This window comes from Bifidobacterium callimiconis (genome assembly GCF_003952005.1).
Lineage (GTDB): Bacteria > Actinomycetota > Actinomycetes > Actinomycetales > Bifidobacteriaceae > Galliscardovia > Galliscardovia callimiconis.
On sequence record NZ_QXGJ01000032.1, the window covers coordinates 1 to 2189 of the forward strand.

1 protein-coding gene, 1 rRNA gene and 1 pseudogene are annotated in these 2189 nt (G+C 55.4%); all 3 read left to right on the forward strand.

Translation table 11 applies throughout. The features are described 5' to 3' along the window. Positions 1 to 9 precede the first annotated feature (9 nt). Positions 10 to 126: ribosomal RNA gene (gene rrf, locus D2E23_RS11495) — 5S ribosomal RNA — on the forward strand. A gap of 278 nt (positions 127 to 404) precedes the next feature. Then, positions 405 to 776: pseudogene (locus tag D2E23_RS11890) on the forward strand (MFS transporter); the annotation flags it as partial. A gap of 328 nt (positions 777 to 1104) precedes the next feature. After that, positions 1105 to 1737, forward strand: coding sequence for an MFS transporter (locus D2E23_RS11895; protein ID WP_241227301.1), 633 nt, complete (start codon positions 1105 to 1107; stop codon positions 1735 to 1737). Positions 1738 to 2189: the final 452 nt, after the last annotated feature.

Consider the following 2189-nt stretch of genomic DNA (forward strand, 5'->3'; position numbering starts at 1 on the left):
TCAAGGTTTTGCGGCGGTCATGGCCCAGGGGAGACGCCCGGTCCCATTCCGAACCCGGAAGCTAAGACCTGGCACGGCGATGGTACTGCACCCGACAGGGTGTGGGAGAGTAGCACACCACCGCAATCACACGTTAGAAAAGACCTCTTGGTAGAGAATACATACTCCACCAAGAGGTCTTTTTGTATATCCGGTCATTGTCGGCGGCTGCCTGGAACACCGACAACGACTGATCAGTTCACTCCAGACCTGGAAAGGACCGGCCGGGAACGGCCGTACCAACAATGGACCAGTCCTCCGAACATGTTTCGAAGAATCTGTTGCTTTCCATCCTTGCCACTGGTGGCATGGCGTTCATTGGCATTCTTACCGAAACGTTGATGAACGTGCTGTTTCCGGAACTCATGGAAGAGTTCCACATCAGCACTACCACCGTGCAGTGGCTCACGACCAGCTACCTGTTGGTTGTCGCGTTGGTAACGCCACTTTCTTCGTATTTCAAACGCAAGATCGCGATGAAAACGATCTTTATTATCGCCATGATCCTATGCCTTGCCGGCAGTCTGTTCGCCGCATGCACGCTCAATTTCCCGATGCTGCTTTCGGCGCGTGTGCTGCAGGGAGCCGGCACGGGTATGGCGTTGCCGCTGATGTTCAACATCATTCTTGAGCAGTCGCCTAAATCCAAGATCGGCATGCTCATGGGCATAGGCAATCTGGTCTGCGCCACCGCCCCCGCTCTGGGACCAACCGTAGGTGGCCTGGTCGGTACGTTCATGCCATGGCGTTGGATCTTCGTCATCACATTCGCACTGCTCGTCATTTTCATGGTGTTCGGATTGATTTCCATCCGACAGGTCACTCCCACGGTGGAAACGCATCTTAATCCGTTGCATGTGCTGTGTATTGTCATTGCGTTCGTGTCGTTCATCTTCGCGGTGGAACGCGGCGGACTCGCCATTACCTCGTTGAGCGCACATGCCGAGGGCGCCGCGCGTGCGCTGATTCTTCCTGTATGTCTGTTGATCGTATGCATTGTCACGCTGGCGCTGTTTGCGTGGATGAGCCGTCGTTCCTTTCTCTCCGCTGGTTCGATTGGGGGTGTTGCGCAGTGGCCCGTTCCGTTGGCATCTTCTGGCCTACGTACTGTTGCAGGCGATCACGATCGGGTTCGGCTACATGATTCCCAATTCCTGCCAGCTGGGGTACGGTGTTGCCCCGCTGATCGCCGGTGTTCTGGTGTTGCCGGGAGCGTTGGTGGGTGCAGCCGCGGCTCCGGTCGCCGGTTCATTGTTGGACAGGTATGGTGCCGCTCGTCCGATTATCGTCGCCATGAGCGTGGCGGTGCTCGGTGTGGCACTGATGGTGGTGCTGGTCGGCCCGGATTCCAATGTGATCGTGATCGGCACATGCTATTTCATCTACATGCTTGGATTCTCCATGTGCTTCGCCAACACGATGACCAGCGGCATGGGATACATTGCGCCGCAGTTCAAGTCCGACGGCAATGCGGTGTTCAGTACGTTCCAACAGCTTGCAGGCGCGGTGGGTACCACGGTGATGTTTGTGTTCCTGGGCATGGCACAGGCCGGTACGAAGAGCGGCACCGCGGAATTCGCGAAGGCGACGATATCCGGTACGCATTGGGGATACGTGGCGTTGCTGATCGTCGCAGTGCTTGCCCTGTTGTCGAATCTGCATGCGCTGATGCTCGGACGTCGGATTACGGTGCATTAGCGATGTGAAAGAGCCTCATGATCGATCCCGGTCATGAGGCTCTTTGTGTTTTCGACATAATATGCCTTATCGGCCCGATTACGAGGACTGGCTACGTCTAGTGGTTGTGGATCAGAATGACGGCTGTGTCGTGGTAAACGCTGCGCATCGAAGATGAACGCTGTACGACACGCCGTCCAAGAATGAGATTCCGGTTTTTCTCCATGTTCCGGTCGGCGTACACTGATGGTGAGGCGTGAAATACGCATTTTGCGACACGCCGAGAGAACGCCGTCGTTTCAACGATTCTTGGCGTATTTTGTCATGCCGATTTGCATGGATTCCTGTTCTTGTGTATGTTTATCTCTTGCTGCCCGGCACGGATGGTTCAGGTTGAGGCCTGGGTCGCTTGCCTGTGTGGTGGTGGTTTGAGAACTCAAGAGCGTGTTTTGTACTACTAAGTTTTGATTGCC